Source organism: Streptomyces sp. NPDC033131 (assembly GCF_055578365.1).
The window spans coordinates 162,665-175,178 of the sequence record NZ_JBVIPA010000014.1; the positions used below are offsets into that span (position 1 = coordinate 162,665).

At 71.9% G+C, this 12,514-nt stretch carries 12 protein-coding genes; 6 read left to right on the top strand and 6 right to left on the bottom strand.

Annotated features, from left to right (window positions below; all coding sequences use genetic code 11):
* Positions 1 to 73 precede the first annotated feature (73 nt).
* From ACZ5XS_RS20070 to ACZ5XS_RS20090, 5 genes are read left to right on the top strand one after another with little or no spacing between them, the layout of a single operon-like run.
* Positions 74 to 262, top strand: a complete 189-nt coding sequence (locus tag ACZ5XS_RS20070) for a hypothetical protein (protein ID WP_468653067.1) — start codon at positions 74 to 76, stop codon at positions 260 to 262.
* A 13-nt stretch (positions 263 to 275) separates the two neighbouring features.
* Positions 276 to 989 (top strand): hypothetical protein, encoded by a 714-nt coding sequence (locus ACZ5XS_RS20075; protein WP_468653069.1) that lies wholly within the window; start codon positions 276 to 278, stop codon positions 987 to 989.
* Positions 986 to 1,996 carry a DUF6895 family protein gene (locus ACZ5XS_RS20080; RefSeq protein ID WP_468653071.1) on the top strand — a complete coding sequence of 337 codons (1,011 nt, stop codon included), beginning with the start codon at positions 986 to 988 and terminating at the stop codon, positions 1,994 to 1,996. The genes ACZ5XS_RS20075 and ACZ5XS_RS20080 overlap by 4 nt, the downstream gene beginning before the upstream one ends.
* Entirely contained in the window at positions 1,993 to 2,913 is a 921-nt protein-coding gene (locus tag ACZ5XS_RS20085; protein WP_468653073.1) for a DUF6895 family protein, read from the top strand. Before ACZ5XS_RS20080 ends, ACZ5XS_RS20085 begins: the two co-directional genes overlap by 4 nt.
* Positions 2,910 to 3,998: a serine hydrolase domain-containing protein gene (locus ACZ5XS_RS20090; RefSeq protein ID WP_468653075.1), complete on the top strand. Its 1,089-nt coding sequence runs from the start codon at positions 2,910 to 2,912 to the stop codon at positions 3,996 to 3,998. Before ACZ5XS_RS20085 ends, ACZ5XS_RS20090 begins: the two co-directional genes overlap by 4 nt.
* Before the next feature lie 90 nt (positions 3,999 to 4,088).
* Here ACZ5XS_RS20090 and ACZ5XS_RS20095 read toward each other — a convergent pair whose 3' ends face one another.
* From ACZ5XS_RS20095 to ACZ5XS_RS20105, 3 genes are all read right to left on the bottom strand, one after another.
* A complete protein-coding gene (locus ACZ5XS_RS20095; RefSeq protein WP_468653077.1) occupies positions 4,089 to 5,453 on the bottom strand; it encodes a carbohydrate-binding protein in 1,365 nt (454 codons plus the stop codon).
* Positions 5,454 to 5,620: 167 nt separating this feature from the next.
* Positions 5,621 to 7,285, bottom strand: a complete 1,665-nt coding sequence (locus ACZ5XS_RS20100) for an alkaline phosphatase D family protein (RefSeq protein ID WP_468653079.1) — start codon at positions 7,283 to 7,285, stop codon at positions 5,621 to 5,623.
* A gap of 171 nt (positions 7,286 to 7,456) precedes the next feature.
* Entirely contained in the window at positions 7,457 to 7,948 is a 492-nt protein-coding gene (locus ACZ5XS_RS20105) for a nucleotidyltransferase domain-containing protein (RefSeq protein WP_468653081.1), read from the bottom strand.
* A gap of 460 nt (positions 7,949 to 8,408) precedes the next feature.
* On the opposite strand from ACZ5XS_RS20105, the gene ACZ5XS_RS20110 reads away from it, so the two are divergent.
* Positions 8,409 to 9,695, top strand: a complete 1,287-nt coding sequence (locus ACZ5XS_RS20110; RefSeq protein WP_468653083.1) for an MFS transporter — start codon at positions 8,409 to 8,411, stop codon at positions 9,693 to 9,695.
* Positions 9,696 to 10,499: 804 nt separating this feature from the next.
* Here ACZ5XS_RS20110 and ACZ5XS_RS20115 read toward each other — a convergent pair.
* From ACZ5XS_RS20115 to ACZ5XS_RS20125, 3 genes are all read right to left on the bottom strand, one after another.
* Complete coding sequence (locus tag ACZ5XS_RS20115) at positions 10,500 to 10,763, bottom strand: helix-turn-helix domain-containing protein (protein ID WP_468653085.1); 264 nt, start codon at positions 10,761 to 10,763, stop codon at positions 10,500 to 10,502.
* Entirely contained in the window at positions 10,763 to 11,245 is a 483-nt protein-coding gene (locus tag ACZ5XS_RS20120) for a DUF2975 domain-containing protein (protein WP_468653086.1), read from the bottom strand. Before ACZ5XS_RS20120 ends, ACZ5XS_RS20115 begins: the two co-directional genes overlap by 1 nt.
* A gap of 91 nt (positions 11,246 to 11,336) precedes the next feature.
* A complete protein-coding gene (locus ACZ5XS_RS20125) occupies positions 11,337 to 12,413 on the bottom strand; it encodes a fatty acid desaturase family protein (protein ID WP_468653151.1) in 1,077 nt (358 codons plus the stop codon).
* Positions 12,414 to 12,514: the final 101 nt, after the last annotated feature.

Sequence of the window (12,514 nt, forward strand, 5' to 3'; positions counted from 1 at the left end):
ACTCTCCCCTATGCGGTCACATGGAAGGAGAAGTGAACATCCCCCCACAACCCCCCACAAAGGAGATGGTGGTATGTCCTCCACCGAATTCCTGCTCGACGACCTCACCGAGGTGCAGGGCCTGGACGTCGAAGCGGCGCTCGATCCCACTGAGGCCGACGGCACCTACCGCGACAGCCGCCAGTGCGCGGCGCTCGCCCTGACCTCCTCGTCCAGCAACCTTCTGCTGTCGCCTCCGACGCCACGGCCGAAGAAGGGCTGACGGGAGCACCCGAATGGAGCAGTCAGGCACTTCGCCCCGCTTGGCGGGCGCAGTGCAGGGCCTCACGTCGGAACTGGTCTCCGCTCTCCAGAGCGGGGACCCCTTTCGGCTCGCAGGCCGCGTCGCGGACGGGGACGGACCCGAGGCGACCGCCGACCTGGCCCTTGCCGCCGTACGGGTGGTAGGAGCCGACGTCGTCCTGCCGAGCGCCCTGCGCTGCGCGCCGCCCCCCGAATCCGCCGATCTCACCGTGTTCGGCAAGGCCGTACACGCCTACCCGCCCTCGGCGGGCGCCTCTCCCACCTCGGTGTGGAGCCACTGGGCCATGCGGCGAGCGCTCCTGCGGCTGGACGCGTCCCTCGACGGCGCGTCGGGCAACGACCGGGAACCCGAGGCGACTTGGCTCGACGACGCCCCGTGGCAGTTCCTGACCCACCAACTCGCGGTGCTCGCCCCCCTCGCGCTTCCCGGCGAGGACTGCGGGGTGGCGCGGGCGGCGCGCAGCCGACCCGTCGACGTCGCCCGGGGATTCGTACGGGCGGTCCGCCGCCGCGACTGGCTCCAGGCGGCCGGAGCGGGACGCTGGCTGGCCATCCTCGACGGTGTGCCGCAAACCCTGGGTCTGGACACCGGACTCGAGTTCGTGGCACAGATGGGCTGCGACGACGCCCGCGTGGCACTGCAGGTGCGAGCGGCGCAGCTGATGCGGGTCGGGGTGCCGGTGTGACGGCGCCAGTCCGGCAGACGAACGAAATCCGGCGGCTGGGCGAGGCCGCGCTGGCCTGGCTGTCCGCCCATCGCGGCGCATTCGTGCTTGGCGACGACGCCCTCGCCGAGCACGGCAACGTCAACCTCACCTGGAAGCCCCTCGGCGAGCTGGCCCAGGTGTGCGTCTGTGTCCGCCGGCACACCGACCGGGCCGACCCGCTCCACGAGACCGCTTCCGACCTGCTGGCGTTCGCGTGGGAACAGACCCGGCGCGGCGCCCTCTTCGTCGAGCTGCAGCGCCTCGAACCCTTCGCCACCTACCCACTGGAGGTGTACGCGGCGTTCGCGTCGGCGGGCCTGCGCCACGGCGGCTACGAGCGCGCCACCGCGACGGTGGCCCGCACCCGCGGCTGGCACGTGACGGAACAGGAACCGAACCGGCGCCTGAGCGTCCTCAACTCCGAGCGCCGCACCGGCATCCCGGAACACGAGGACATGCCGCAAGCCCTGCGGCGCACCTGGCTGGCGGGCCTGCCGGAGCCGTGGACGTTCGAACTGGCCGCCGGCTACACGCTCACCCATGTGGTCTTCCACCTCACCGACTGGGGACTGACCCCGCAGGCGGTGCCCCCGCCGGTGGCGGACTACCTGCGGCAGTGGCTCCCGCCCTGGCTCGACACCTGCCTGGAGGACGAGCAGTGGGACCTGAGCTGCGAACTGCTGGCCGTGGCGAGCAGCCTGCCGGGCCCGCCGCAGCGCGCCCTGTTGCAGGACTCCTGGGCCAGACTCGCGGTGGCGCAGGACGACTCCGGCGCCGTCCCGGAGGTGGGCGCCCGGGGAGGCGACCGGACCACGGCGCACGACTTCATCGGCCGCTACCACTCGACCCTGATGACGGTCTTCGCCGCCGTGCTGACCATCAACCGGCTACGGGAGCCCGCTGTGGACGGCGCGGCGGCGGATGCGGTGGGGGCCCTCGAGCCCGTCCGGCATTCCGGCGACGGCGGACAAGGAGTGGCCAGATGACCAGCACCCGTCTCCTCCACAACGTCGGGGTCGGCGCCCTCGAATGGCTGCACGCCCACCGTGACGGCTTCCGGCTGGAGGTGGACGTCGACCCGGAAGTGGGCTTTCTGGAGCGCTTCAAACCGGTCGGTGAACTGGCCATCATCTGCAAGGTGTTGTTCCGCGAAGGCGTGGCCGGATCACGGCAGGCGCAGCTGGCACGGCAGTTGATCGACCACGCCTGGCGCCACACACTGGACGGCGGCCGGATGCTGGTGCGCGGCCAGCGCACCGAGCCCATCTCACCCATCCCCTTCGAGGTGTACCTCCCGTTCAGGGAACTGGGCTACAGCCATCCCGAGGTCGAGCAGGCCTTCCGGCTCAACCACCGCCTTGACAGCTACGCCGCCCTGGAGATGTCGCCGGTCCGCCGCCTCGGGCTGTCCGCGTTCCAGCGCCGTTTCGGGCTGCCGCCCCGATCGCCGGAGACCGACGTCGTCGGCAGGACGTGGCTGGGACGCTCGCCCGAGCCCTGGACGGTGGAAGGGCACATCGCCTACGACATCACCCACACCGTCTTCCACCTCACCGACTGGGGAGAGAACCCCGACGGCCTGCCGCCCCGGGTGGCCGACTATCTCGCGACCTGGCTGCCGGCCTGGCTGGACGACTGGCTCGACCTGCAACGCTGGGACCTGCTCGGTGAGCTGCTGGTCGTCGATGCCTGCCTGCCCCGCCCCACGCTGGACGAGCGGGCCTGGGAGGGCTTCGCCGCCGCCCAGCAGCCCGACGGCGCGATGCCCGCCCTGCGCACCATGCCCGAGGGCGAGCCCGACGAGGTCTTCGACGTCGTCTACCACCCGACACTGGTCGCCGCCTTCGCCTCCGTCCTGGCCACCTCCCGCGCCCTGACGCAGCTGGCGCACGCGCCGGCATGACCACTCGACCCGCCCCCTGGCCGGGCGTTCCGCTCGACGGCAGCGACATGTTCCGCCCCGAGGCCCCGCCGACGGATCCGTCCTCGGACGACGACGTGGTGCGGCTCGACGCGGCCGTCAACGCCGTGGACGCCCCCGACGTCGTCTTCGCGCTCTCCCGGAACGGTCACCGCACCGTGCGGTGCGGTGGCACCGCGCCGCCCCCGCCCGTCCCGCGTCACCGGCTGCGCTACGAATTGGGATCGGCGTCCAAGACGTTCACCGGACTGCTGCTGGCGCACCTGACACAGACGGGTCTGCTGTCCGCGGGCGAGCCGGCCGCGGCCCTTCTGGACCCGGCCGGGCGAGCCGGCCCGGACCCCGTCACGCTCGCCCACCTCATCACCCACACCTCCGGACTGCCCGCCCTGCCCGCCGACTTCTTCGTCCGGGCCCTGCCCGCGTGGCGTACCAACCCCTACGCCCGCTATCCGGCCGGGCGGGTGGTCGACGCGTTTCTGCGGCATCGGCACCACCGCCGGCCCGGCACGCGCTGGCACTACTCCAACTTCGGTGTCGCCGTACTCGGTCACGCCCTGTCGGCGGCAACCGCGACGCCGTGGGACGACCTGCTCACCGCGAACGTGCTGCGTCCCCTGCGGCTGGGCGACACCGTCCTGCGTCCCGGCGGCCCGGACGTCGACGCCACCGGACACCGCAGGGACGGCGCGACACCCACGCCCCCGTTGTTCGTCGGCGGCTTCCAGGCGGCCGGCGCCGTCCGGGCCACCCCGGACGACCTGCTCACGTTCCTCGAAGCACACGTGGAACCGTCGGGCCGGCCCCTGACCGGTGCGCTGCGGGCGGTACGCCACCCTGTGCTCCGGCGCGGTCTCGGGCACCGGCATGTGCACACGGTGGCCTGGTTCCAGCACCCCACGGAGCACGGTCCGATGTACTTCCACGGTGGGGCGACACTCGGACAGCAGGCCTTCCTGGGCTTCCGGCCCGACACCGGAACGGCGCTGGCCGCCCTGTGCACCCGCCGCTTCCGCGTCCGCGACGCCTTCGTGCCGACCGCGTACGCACTGCTGGCCGAGGCATGACCGAAGAGCCGGGCGGACCGAGACCATGGCGCGGCGCGAGGACCGAGTCCGCAGACCAGGACCTCGCGCCGCGCCGACATCACCGGTCCGTCAGAGGCGCTGCCACAGGGCCGGGGTGAGGGCGGGCTGCCAGGCGCCCTGCGCCTGATGCGCCTGCAAGCACTGGTAGGAGACGCCGTCGAGGGTCACCCGCGCTCCGATCTCGTAGACCCGCCCCGTGGCCCAGCCGCCCGACTGGCCGTCCTGGGGGGCGGGCGTACCGCTCTCGCCCGTGACGGTCTTGAGGGTGAGGTCGTACTCGCCGAGCAGCGGGTTGATTGGCTGGTAGAAGGTGGTTCCCCCGCTCGTGCAGTCGCCGGAGCCGCCCGAAGTGACGCCCTGGGCCTGGGTCCCCGAGACGTAGGAGCCGCCGGAGTCGCCCGGCTCCGCGCACACCGTCGTGCGCGTCACGCCGTCGACGGTGCCCTCGGCGTAGCTGACGCTGGTGTCGTGCTGCTCGATCGTCCCGCAGTGCCAGCCCGTGGTGGAACCGGACCGGCAGATCGCGGCGCCCGCCAGGGCCTGCACCGAGCCGGCGATCTGGACGGTCTGGTCGCCTTCCGCCTTCACGTCGGGCGTCGCGGTCCAGTCACTGTTGACGCCCACCCACGACATGTCCTTACCGGGGAAGACGGAGGCCTGGAAGGTACCCTGGTCGACCTTGTTGAAGCCGGCGGTCTTGGCCCCCGCCTTCCCGCAGTGGCCGGCCGTGGCGAACCCCTGCTGGGCGCCCTTGGTGACGGCGAATCCCACGGAACAGCGAGCCATGTCGTCGATGTAGTAGGCGTCACCGCCCCGGATGTCGTGCAGGGCGCGCGGCCGGTCCGCCGACACCCTGACGTTCATGACCCCGCGGCCGACGCCCGAGGCCGCGATGAGCCTGTCCGCGGCGGCACGGCTCGTCGCCTGCACCGTCACCCGGTTGGTCCGTACGTCGATGTACCGAACCGGCGTGTCGAGGGCCTTGCCGGTCACGGCGCCGTCCAGCTTCGCCTTGGCCTTCCGCAGGTCCTGCAGCGCGGTCCTGACGACCGCCGCCCGCGCTCCGCCGGCCTCGATGGCGGCAACGTCCGCGGCGTCGGTGGTCGCGACGGTCAGGTCGGCGGAGGTCGCTCCGCGCACCCATGCGCCCGCGAAGTGCTCACCGAGCGCGTTCTGCAGCCGGCCGGCGCGCGTGCCCGCCTCCGCCTCGTTCACCAGACGCGTCCTGGCCTGGGTGTCCGTCAGGCCCAGATCGCGCTCCAGCGCGCGCAGGACCATGGGCGACGGACTGGCGGCGCCGAGCGTCTCGGCGGCGGTGGGCGCCGGCGTCGGCGCGGGGGGCTCGACGGCCGCGGCTTGGGGTAGCCCCGCGAGCACGAGTGCGCCGAGCACCGTCAAGGCGGCACAGCCGACTCCGGCGTGTCTGTGGACCATCAAGAGTCTCCTCGGTTTTCGGTGGCAGAAGGGCCTCGAAACCCTAGGTTTTGCCGAAAGCGACTCAGAAGATGTGCGCATCCCGCCCGTTCCGCGCATCGGACGACATGAGGGGCCCGGCCGGCGCAGTACCGGATGCTGACGCTCCGACACCAGGTACTGGTGTCTCACACGGGCGTGAGGCCCGGATTGCCGGCCTCCGTCACGAAGGACGCGACGGTCGCGATCGGCGCGCCCGGCTTCGTCACGGCGGACACGGTCCTGAAGTCGGCCCGTGCCGCCTGCCGGCCCAGTTCGACCCTCACATAGCCGCGCTGCCCGTTGTAGAACTTCAGATGAGGGTTGGCCTTGAGGTACGTGTCCCAGTTGGGGGGCCTCTCGGCGCCGTCCCTGCCGCTCGCGACGGACGTGGCGACGATCTCCGTGCCCAGGGTCGTGGACGCCGGATCGTCGAAGTCGTCCTTGATGTCGAAGGCGTAGCCGACGTGCACGTCCCCGGTCATCACCACCAGGTTCTCGACCCCGGCCGCCTTCGCCCCGTCGAGGATCCGCCGGCGCGAGGCCCGGTAGCCGTCCCACGCGTCCATGGACATCTTCGCCTCGGCGTTCAGGTCGAGTTTGCGCTGCGAGAAGCAGACCTGTTGCGGCATCACATTCCACAGGGCCTGCGAGGCGCGCCAGCCGTCGATCAGCCAGCTCTCCTGCGCGGCCCCGGTGATGGTGCGCGACGGGTCGTCCACCTCGGCTCCGTAAACGTGCTTGGTGTCGCCGAACAACTGGTCGGAGCGGTACTGCCGGGTGTCGAGGACGTCGAACTGGGCGAGCGTGCCCCACTGGAGCCGGCGGTAGAGCCGCAGGTCCGGCCCACTGGGCAACTGGCCGCTGCGCAGCGGCTGGTTCTCCCAATACGCCCGGTAGGCGGCGGCGCGTCGCAACAGGAACGTTTCCGGCGGGTCGTTGTTCTCGCTGATGGAGCCCGCGTAGTTGTTCTCCGTCTCGTGGTCGTCCCAGGTGACGACGAAGGGGTGCGCGGCATGGACCGCCCGCAGGTCCGGATCGCTCTTGTAGAGGGCGTAGCGCAGCCGGTAGTCCTCCAGGGTCATGGCCTCACGGTTGAAGACGTCGGGCAGCTTCCGGTTCGTGTAGTTGCGCGCCCCGCCCGTGGAGTTCACGGCGTACTCGTACAGGTAGTCCCCGAGATGGAGAACCACGTCGACGTCGTCCTGGGCGAGATGGCGGTGCACCGTGTAGTAGCCGTCGTGGTAGGCCTGGCAGGCGACGGCGGCGTAGGAGAGCGTCGCGGCGGCGGCACTGGGGGCGGGTGCCGTGCGGGTACGGCCTGTCTCGCTGATCCAGGCTCCGGTCTTGAACCGGTAGTAGTACACGCGGTCGGGCTCGAGACCTTCGACCTCGATGTGCAGGGAGTGGTTGTACTCGGGATAGGCGACGGCGACGCCGCTGCGGACGGTCAGGGCGAAGCGCTCGTCGATGGCCACCTCCCAGTGGACGACCACGTACTGCTCGGGCAGACCGCCGCCCGGCTCGTACGGGGCCGGGGCGAGCCGGGTCCACAGCAGCACGGAACCGGGGAGCGGGTCTCCGGAGGCGATGCCGAGCGTGAACGGATCGGAGGAGATCCTCGCCGAGTCGAGCTCGCGCGAGCCCGCCGCGCCACGGGCCGGCAGGTTGGTGGTGAAGGCAAGGGCGGCGGCCGCCGCGGTGACCGTGAAAAAACGGCGCCGCCCGAAGTGCCGGGCGGCGGCCCGCAGTTCGGGGTCGTGGCGCGAAGAGGTGTCCTGCAGCAGCGATCTACGACGGCCTGTCGAGGCCATGGGGCCTCCTCTCGCGGGTGAGGGCACGAAGGACCTGTGAGCTACGTACGACAGAGCCGTAAGAAGCGGACATCTGAATGCTAAGCAGACAAAGATCGCAATTACGGCAGGTGTGAGATCCCGAGAGCGTCGGGGCCGTCTTCCGTGCCTCGCGTCGGCCGCCCGTGCCGGTCAGAAGTGCGTGGCGATCCCGAAGGCGCGGCGGAGTTGTGCCATGTCGTGCCGGTCGCGTTCCGACGGCTCGTATCCCTGATGGAAGGAGACCTGCTGCTCGGCGGACAGACACGGAACGGGCACTGACTTGATCGTGCCGGTCACAAAGCACGAGGACGGGTAGGTGAAAGGCCGGTCCGGTTCGGGTGATGCCTGTTCGGCTGAGCCGTCGCCGGCGAAGACGAGCGGGTGAAGGTCGATCTCCCGCCCGTCGGGAGCCGTCACGACGAAGCGGACGGGCCTCCAGTCCAGGCTCTCCGCGAAACCCGCCGCCGAGAGGGCGGCCGTCGCCGTGGCCTCCTGGTCCTGCCGATGCATCAGGTCCAGGTCACGGTGGTCTCGGGTCTGCTCGCCGAGCAGGGCGTCGATCCCCCATCCGCCACCGATCCAGACGTCCACCTTCGCCCGGCGCAGCAGGGCCAGGACGAACAACACGTCGTCCGCTGTCATCACTCGACGCAGGCTAGATGGGCTCGCCTCTTCTCGGTACGCTCCGGAGCCGTCCGAGCGCCGACGAGGCCGCTCGGGACGCCGGAGGGCCCCGGTGGCCGTGTGTGCCGGGGCAGCGGCCCGGCGGGTCTGTGAGCAACCCCACTCGGCCCGGCAAATGTCCGTGGTCAAGGGGAGTTTGGGGTCCTGAGCGGGCTGCGGCGGGGTGCGCCGTCCTCGACGCGCCCGTCCCGTCTGCCACGATGGTCCGCGCCGTGACCGACTCGGTGGAGTGGCCGCGCAGCGCAGCCGGCGTCCCTCGGTTTCGCCGACCTGTCTGACCTTCGCCTCGCCACTCGGGTACCGCACTGTGTCTTCCGCATCTCCTCCTGCCCCCGTCCCCGCCCCTGCATCGAACACGTCTGCGGCCTTGGCCAAGGAGGCGTCACGCTCGCCGTGGCGGTCTCTGCGGTACCGCAGCATGCGCTGGTGGTCCGTCGCGAACTTCGTGTCGAACGCCGGCACCTGGATGCAGCTCACGGTGCAGAACCTGCTCGTGCTCCAGATCACCGGCTCCGCGGCCGCGACCGGGCTGTCCATGTCGGTCCAGGCCGCTCCCGCCCTGTTCATGAGCCTGCTGGGCGGTGCGGCCGTCGACCGCTGGCCGCGCAAGCTGACGGCCGCCGTCAGCCAGGCGCTCCTCGGCGCCGTCGCCTTCACGACCGCCGTGCTCGTGGCACTGGACCGGCTCGACATGACGTCCCTGCTGGTGCTGGCCGCCGTGACCGGGGCCATCGCCACCGTGGACGGTCCGGCCTGCGCCCTGCTGGGCAACGACCTCGTACCCGTGGCGGACGTCCCCTCCGCCATCGGCGTCGGCGCGCTGGTGCACAACGCGGGCCGGCTCGTGGGCGCCGCGCTGGCCGGCGTGACGGTGGGCCTGCTGGGCACGTCCGCCGCGTACGCGGTCAACGGGCTGTCGTTCCTGTTCGTCACCTCGGTCATTCCGTTCCTGCGGCCCGCGTACGGCGCGGCCGGGCATGCCGTCCCGGACCGGCAGGACGCCGCGCAGCCACGCGACAGGCGTGGCACCTTGAAGCAGCGCGACAAGGGTGACGACATGGGCGTGCGCGAAGGGCTCGCCTTCTTCGCGCGTCGGCCCCGCCTGGTCGCGCTGGCCGGGGTCACCGGGATCAGCGCGATTTTCGGACGCAACTACGCACTCACCCTCGCAGTGTTGGTCACCGGGCCGCTCGCGGGCGGCGCTGGCGCGTTCGGCACGGTCTCCACCGTCCTCGCCGTCGGCGGCATCCTCGGCGCGGTGCTCGGCGCCCGGCTGCGCAGGCCCTCGGTCCGGCTCGTGGGCATCCTGGCGGCCGCGGGGGCGTTGCTGCAGGCGGTGGCGGGGTTGTCGCCGTCACTGGCCGTGCTGCTGGTACTCGTTCTGCCCATGGCCGTGGTGGAGTCCCTCTCCGACACCGCGGGAACGGCCGTCCTGCAGACCGACCCGCCGGCTCATCTGCGGGGACGGGTGCTCGGCGTGTGGAGCAGCATCGGCACGGTGTGGGGACTGGGCGGCCCGCCGGCGCTGGGCCTACTCATGGAAATGGCGGGAGCGCGCGGTGCCCTCGTCACCGGCGGCCTGATCATCGCCGGCTCGATCGGCGCGGGTTTCGCCCTGCGTGCACGGCGGGTCCCGGGGCTGGTGGCCCTGCCGTCGAAGCCGGGCGACGCGGCGGATCGGGAAGCGCTGAGCACCGCCGCCTGACGGATCACCCCGAGCCAAGGGCCGCGCGCGGCCCGGCCGGGGCCGTGGGCCTCGCGGAGGCCCCCGCCCAAGCGTCGCGTGCCGTCCGGCCGGGGCCGGGGGGTTGCGTGTTTCGGCGCGAGGGCCTGCGTCGCGAGGGGTCGCGTGCCGTCCGGCCGGGCGTCCTGGCGCGCTCCGGGTCAGGTCCCGTGTGCCGGCAGGCTGGGGGCAGGTCCCTCGCGGAGGCCCCCGTCGAAGGGTCGCGTGCGGTCCGGCCGGGGCCGGGGGGCGCGTGTTTCGGCGCGAGGGCCCTTCGTCGCGAGGGGCCACGTGTCGTCCGGCCGGGCGTCCTGGCGCGCTCCGGGTCAGGTCCCGTGTGCCGGCAGGCTGGGGGCAGGTCCCTCGCGGAGGCCCCCGTCGAAGGGTCGCGTGCGGTCCGGCCGGGGCCGGGGGGCGCGTGTTTCGGCGCGAGGGCCCTTCGTCGCGAGGGGCCACGTGTCGTCCGGCCGGGCGTCCTGGCGCGCTCCGGGTCAGGTCCCGTGTGCCGGCAGGCTGGGGGCAGGTCCCTCGCGGAGGCCCGCGTCCAAGGGTCGCGTGCCGTCCGGCCGGGCGCCCCGGCGCGCTCCGGGTCAAGGGCTGGGGACCAGGTGCCTCGCGGAGGGGCCGCGTCCGGGGGCCGAGTGCCGACCGGGTCCGGGTGCCCTCGGGTGCTTGGGAGCGGAGGTCCGCACCGAAAGGACCGTGTGCCGCCGGGCGTCGCCGCACGCCCCTTGATCGGTCCGCCGTCGCCCCGGGGGCACGACGGCCGAACAGCATGGGGCATCCCTACGTGCCGCCAGGCGCTGCCGGTGAGGCCGTGAGGTCGGCGAACTCGTCGTCGGCGTCGTCGGCCTCCCAGCGCAGCAGGTCACCCGGCTGGCACTCGAGCACCTCGCAGAGCGCGGCGAGTGTCGCGAAGCGCACCGCCTTGGCGCGGCCGTTCTTGAGCACCGCCAGGTTGGCGGGCGTGATGCCGACGCGGTCCGCGAGCTCGCCCACGGACATCTTCCGCCTGGCCAGCATGACGTCGATGTCGACGGCGATCGGCATCAGATCACCTCCGCCAGCTCGGCCTGCAACTGCGCCGCCTCGACGTCGCGTGCGACGGCCTGAGCGAGCAGCATCCGCAGCACCAGCACGATGAGCGCGACCCCCAGGACCCCCAGGGCGATCCCGCCCAGCAGGAGCACGATGCCGGGGGCGACGGCCTCTCCCGGCGCCAGGACCACCCCGAGCGCGAACACCAGGAGCGCGGCCGTCACCATCGTGCCGATCACGATGTGCACGTACCGGAAGGCGGCGTGGGAGAACACCGTTCCCCGCCGCACCATCGTCACGAGCCGCCACACGCAGACCAGGACGACCTGGACCGTCACCATCCCGAGGACCACGATCACGAGGACCGGGGTGCGCCGGCCGAAGTCCCTCAAGTCGAGGGCCAGCAGCGGCACCATCACCGCCTGCACGCCCAGCGAACCGGCGAGCAGCATCACGAGCACGGCGCGCAGCGCAAGCACTGTCAGCTTCCCCATCGCCTCTCCTTCGATCGAGGTACGATGGAAATCTATCGAAATTCGATAGGAGCGGCAAGCGGGACCGCGTCAGACGGCAGTGCCGAAAGGATCAGTACTCGAGTTCGGGGCGAAGCGGTCCGCCGACCGCGTGGAGGTGCCGCAGCACCTGTGCGTAGGAGCTGAGCAGCCCGGTCTCGTGGTAGGCGATGCCGTGCCGGGCGCAGAACGCGCGCACGATCTCCTGGGCATGGCGCAGGCTGGGCCGCGGCATGGAGGGGAACAGGTGGTGTTCGATCTGGTAGTTCAGACCGCCGAGCGCGAAGTCGGTGAACCGGTGGCCCCGGATGTTGCGAGAGGTCAGCACCTGCCGGCGCAGGAAGTCGACCTTGTCGTCCTTGGCGAACATGGGCATGCCCTTGTGGTTGGGTGCGAAGGAGCACCCCATGTACAGCCCGAACAGTCCCTGGTGCACGGCGATGAAGCACACGGCCTGGACGGGGGGCAGGACCAGGAACACGGCCGCGAGGTAGCCGACGAGGTGCGCGGTCAGCAGTCCCGCCTCGGACAGCTTGGTCACTCGTGAGGTACGGGTGCCGGCGCGGTCGAACAGCGCCCGTACGCCGGCCACGTGCAGGGCGAGCCCTTCGAGCAGCAGCATCGGGAAGAACAGCCAGGCCTGGTGACGGCCCAGCCAGGCATACGCCCCGCTGCGCACGCGGGCCTGGTCCTGGGTGAAGGCGATCGCGCCGTCGGCGATGTCGGGATCGCGGTCGACGTAGTTGGGGTGGGAGTGGTGCCGGTTGTGCTTGGCGATCCACCAGCCGTAGCTGAGACCGATCAGGAGGTCGGCGTGCACCCGGCCGAGCAGGTTGTTGACGCGCTTGGACGCGGCGATCTGGTGGTGTCCCGCGTCGTGCCCGATGAACCCGGTCTGGGTGAACATCACCGCGAGGAAGGCGGCCGTCAGCAGCTGCCACCACGACTCGCCGATCAGGGCGAACGCGGTCCATCCGGCGGCCAGCAGAAGCAGGTTCGCCCCCACCTTCACCGAGTAGTAGCCCGGGCGCCGTTTCAGCAGCCCGCTCTGCTTCACCTCGCGGGACAGGGCGGCGTACTCGCTGCCCCGGCTGCCGGGCGAGGGTTCTGAGATCCCGGCGGGATCCGCCGGATCGGTGCCCCGGTTCATGATGTCAGTGGTCACGGTTTGCCTTTCGGAGAGCGTGCGGGCCGGTGCCGGCGCGGGGGCAGGGCGTCGGGTGCGTGAAGCCCGTGGGGAAGCAGCGCAAT

Bases quoted from the DNA above. Each gene is read 5' to 3' on its own strand.
- ACZ5XS_RS20070 (WP_468653067.1), top strand. From the start codon at position 74: ATGTCCTCCACCGAATTCCTGCTCGACGACCTCACCGAGGTGCAGGGC.
- ACZ5XS_RS20075 (WP_468653069.1), top strand. From the start codon at position 276: ATGGAGCAGTCAGGCACTTCGCCCCGCTTGGCGGGCGCAGTGCAGGGC.
- ACZ5XS_RS20085 (WP_468653073.1), top strand. From the start codon at position 1,993: ATGACCAGCACCCGTCTCCTCCACAACGTCGGGGTCGGCGCCCTCGAA.
- ACZ5XS_RS20090 (WP_468653075.1), top strand. From the start codon at position 2,910: ATGACCACTCGACCCGCCCCCTGGCCGGGCGTTCCGCTCGACGGCAGC.
- ACZ5XS_RS20095 (WP_468653077.1), bottom strand. From the start codon at position 5,453: ATGGTCCACAGACACGCCGGAGTCGGCTGTGCCGCCTTGACGGTGCTC.
- ACZ5XS_RS20100 (WP_468653079.1), bottom strand. From the start codon at position 7,285: ATGGCCTCGACAGGCCGTCGTAGATCGCTGCTGCAGGACACCTCTTCG.
- ACZ5XS_RS20105 (WP_468653081.1), bottom strand. From the start codon at position 7,948: ATGACAGCGGACGACGTGTTGTTCGTCCTGGCCCTGCTGCGCCGGGCG.
- ACZ5XS_RS20110 (WP_468653083.1), top strand. From the start codon at position 8,409: ATGCGCTGGTGGTCCGTCGCGAACTTCGTGTCGAACGCCGGCACCTGG.
- ACZ5XS_RS20115 (WP_468653085.1), bottom strand. From the start codon at position 10,763: ATGCCGATCGCCGTCGACATCGACGTCATGCTGGCCAGGCGGAAGATG.
- ACZ5XS_RS20120 (WP_468653086.1), bottom strand. From the start codon at position 11,245: ATGGGGAAGCTGACAGTGCTTGCGCTGCGCGCCGTGCTCGTGATGCTG.
- ACZ5XS_RS20125 (WP_468653151.1), bottom strand. From the start codon at position 12,413: ATGAACCGGGGCACCGATCCGGCGGATCCCGCCGGGATCTCAGAACCC.